This is a genomic window from Actinoallomurus acaciae (assembly GCF_042429965.1).
Lineage (GTDB): Bacteria > Actinomycetota > Actinomycetes > Streptosporangiales > Streptosporangiaceae > Actinoallomurus > Actinoallomurus acaciae.
Map to the genome: position 1 here is coordinate 1 of NZ_JBHLZP010000745.1, position 3,115 is coordinate 3,115.

General features: G+C 71.4%; 4 protein-coding genes and 1 pseudogene. 1 reads left to right on the forward strand and 4 read right to left on the reverse strand.

Going from position 1 to position 3,115, the window contains the following annotated elements; translation table 11 throughout:
- From ACFFNX_RS46210 to ACFFNX_RS46225, 4 genes and pseudogenes are all read right to left on the reverse strand, one after another.
- Positions 1 to 351: pseudogene (locus tag ACFFNX_RS46210) on the reverse strand (hypothetical protein); the annotation flags it as partial.
- Positions 352 to 533: 182 nt separating this feature from the next.
- A complete protein-coding gene (locus tag ACFFNX_RS46215) occupies positions 534 to 785 on the reverse strand; it encodes a hypothetical protein (protein ID WP_378212698.1) in 252 nt (83 codons plus the stop codon).
- A gap of 75 nt (positions 786 to 860) precedes the next feature.
- A complete protein-coding gene (locus tag ACFFNX_RS46220) occupies positions 861 to 1,487 on the reverse strand; it encodes a cytochrome b/b6 domain-containing protein (protein WP_378212700.1) in 627 nt (208 codons plus the stop codon).
- Between the two features lie 55 nt (positions 1,488 to 1,542).
- On the reverse strand, positions 1,543 to 2,232 hold the full coding sequence (locus ACFFNX_RS46225) for a molybdopterin-dependent oxidoreductase (protein WP_378212701.1): 690 nt from the start codon (positions 2,230 to 2,232) through the stop codon (positions 1,543 to 1,545).
- Between the two features lie 212 nt (positions 2,233 to 2,444).
- Between ACFFNX_RS46225 and ACFFNX_RS46230 the strand changes: the two genes are divergently transcribed.
- A partial coding sequence (locus ACFFNX_RS46230; RefSeq protein WP_378212703.1) for an MFS transporter occupies positions 2,445 to 3,115 on the forward strand: 671 nt, incomplete at its 3' end.

The following is a 3,115-nucleotide window of genomic DNA, read 5'->3' on the forward strand; positions in this document are numbered from 1 at the left end:
CACGACCACGCCGACGCGCCCGGCCCAGCCCGGCCGCGCGACGCCCGCCTCCATGAGCGGGAGCGCGGCGCGTTCGGCCTTGGCCGCCTGCCGCGGCGTGCCGAGATAGGCGATGCCGGTGAGCAGCGCCAGCGCCGCGGGCGTCCCGGCCTTCGCGGCGTGGTCGACCAGGGCCTCGCCGACGAGCTCCTCCACGTCGTCGTGGACCAGCCGCTTGCCCCACCAGGCCCCGAGCATCTCGCTCACGATGAGCTCGGCATCGAGCGGACTGCGTACGGCCAGCAGCTCACGAGCGGCGCGGAGCATCTCCTCGAAGACGGCCTCCGGGGGTTGTGCACGGCGCCGTGTCATCTAGCCTCACCACGTGACGACAGGCGGACGCCGGTCGGTTCGCTCATGAGCCCTTCCAGCGATGCTCGCGCATCCAGCGGCTCGCGCAGGTCGCTCACGTGGCTACCTTTTCGCAATACGTCCCATGGCGCGGCCGGGGGCGGCGCCTGAGGGAGGAGTGGTCCGGTGTCCGGCCACTTACCCTACTCGCCCGAAGAAGGTTCGGCTCGTCGCGCCGAGGGCGGTTCGGACTTGACCATGCTCACGAGGTGCTCGCGCGCGAGGAGCTCCACGAGCTCCGGGGTCAGGTCCACGCCCAGATGGCGGCCGCGCAGGCCGACGTCCGTGACACAGCGTTCGACGGTCTCCCGGGAGAGCTCGGTGAAGTCGCGGCAGAGCCGCCCCACGATCGCCGGTGAGACGTCCAGTCGTGAGATGAGCTGCGTCGATGACATGCGGACACCCTCCCGCCACAGAAGATCCGGGTACGTGCGCGTCCGCTCCGAATCTCGACTCTGGCGCCAGGGGTGTCAAGACTTCCCGGAGACACGATCCCGTCCCTTCCGCTCATCCAGCCACGCCGGGTGGTGACGCGCCGCCCAGTCCTCCGAGACGCTCCCGAGGAACATGCCGCCGAGCGCGCCGCGGTCCCGCAGCGCGTACCAGAGATGGCCGATCACGACGACGAGGACCGCCACGAACAGCCAGTCGTGGACGAACGTCGCGCCGCCGCGGAAGGAGTCGGGCCACGGGTGCGGGAACGTCATGATCGTTCCGGTGCCGAGCATCACCAGGATCGCCCCGCCCACGAACGCCGCGTTCAGCTTCTGGCCCCCGTTGTACTTGCCGACCGGGTGGATGCCGCGCCCGCCGGCGGTGGCACGACGGTCGCGTCCCCGCAGCCACGCCCAGTCGTCGGGGGAGAACCGGTTCAGCCGGCGCAGGTCGTCGCGGAACGCGCGGGACATCCAGCCCAGCAACGCCGGGAACGGCAGCGCGAACCCCGCGTAGACGTGGATCGTACGGACCAGGTGCCGGTGCCCGACCGTCTCGGCGAAGGCCGGGACGTACAGCACCGCCGCGGTCGCGAGGCAGGCCAGCATCAGCACAGCCGTCGTGTGGTGGACCCAGCGCACCGGGCGTTCGAACCGGATCACCGGCCCTCCCTCACCGGAGGAGTGACCATGTCGTCGGCTCCCTCGCTCCGCCCGGTCATGAGGTGTACCCGTTCGAGCGGCCCACCCAGCCGTCCACGTCGTAGCCCCGTTCCTCCCAGTAGCCCGGCCGTACGTCGCCGACCACCTCGATGCCGCTCAGCCACTTGGTCGACTTGTAGCCGTACATCGGGGCGACGTACATCCGCACCGGACCGCCGTGGTCGTGGCTGACCGGGCCGCCCAGCATGCCGGTCGCGACGATCACGTCGCGGCGGCGCGCCTGCTCCATCGTGAGGCTCTCGGTGTACTCGCCGTCGAAGGAGGTGAACCGCACGCCCCTCGCGCCCGGCCGTACCCCGACGGCGTCGAGCAGGTCCGGCAGCGCGACGCCCACCCACGCGACGTTCGGCACGCTCCAGCCCGTGACGCAGTGGAACGTGTCGGTCATCCGCGTCTGCGGAAGCGCGTGCTGGAGATCGGCGAAGCTGTAGGAGCGCGGGTGTTCGACCAGGCCGCGCACCCTCAACTGGTAGTCGGCCGGCTCGATTCGCTTCACCGACCCGGTCACCGTGTAGAACCGGAACCCGCCGGCGGCCGGCACGATGCCGGAGATCCCCGAGCCGACCGGCCCGAGCGCGCGGTTCACGCCCCGTTGCACCCGCGCGCCCACCACGACGCCCAGGGCACCGAGCCCGACCATGCCGAGGACGACACGACGCCCGACCGGCGATCCTTCGCTGCTCACATCCTCTATTCGAGCACTCGCCGGGCCGTACGCCCATGGATCGCGCGATGACGTCAGGAAACCGTCATATTCCGCGTGCGTTCTCCGGGACGCCGTCATAGCCTGCGGGCATGACGTGGCGACATTGATCCTCACCTGAGTCCCGGCTCGCGCGCAGGCTCTACGCCTATGCGTTCTTCGAGGACTTCGTCCTGTTCTATCCGGTGTACGCGGTGCTGTTCGCCGACGCCGGGCTGTCCGGGGCGGAGATCTCGTCCCTGTTCATCCTGTGGTCGGTCAGCTCGTTCCTGATCGACGTGCCGTCCGGGATCTGGGCGGACGCCTTCTCCCGGCGCCTGCTGCTGACTCTGGCGCCCGGCCTCACCGCCGTCGGCTACGCCCTCTGGACGTTCCTGCCCTCCTATCCGTTCTTCGCGCTCGGCTTCGTGCTGTGGGGCGCCGGCGGAGCCGTACGCTCCGGGGCCCTGCAGGCGCTGGTCTACGACGAGCTCACCCGCCTCGGCTCCTCCGGCGCGTACGGGAGGCTCATCGGCCGGTCGAGGGCCGTCGGCACGACCGCGGTGATGGCGGCGACGGCCCTGGCGTCCCCGGTCCTGCACGCGGGTGGATACCGGGCCGTCGGCCTGGCGAGCGTGGCCGTCGCCCTGGTGGGCGTGCCCGTGGGCCGCTCCTTTCCCGAGTCGCGCGGCGGCGGGGAACGGGAGGAGCGGTACGGCGCGGTGCTCCGCTCGGGCCTGGCCGAACTGCGCGGCGCCCCTGAGATCCGGCGCCGCCTGCTCGTCGTCGCGCTGGTGTCCGGGGTCGACGCGCTGGATGAGTACGTCCCGCTGCTGGCGAAGGCGACCGGCGCCGGGGCGGCGACCGTGCCGCTGCTGGTGCACGC

What these genes read in the sequence shown, in the direction of transcription:
- ACFFNX_RS46215 (WP_378212698.1), bottom strand. Translation starts at nt 785, where the DNA reads ATGTCATCGACGCAGCTCATCTCACGACTGGACGTCTCACCGGCGATC.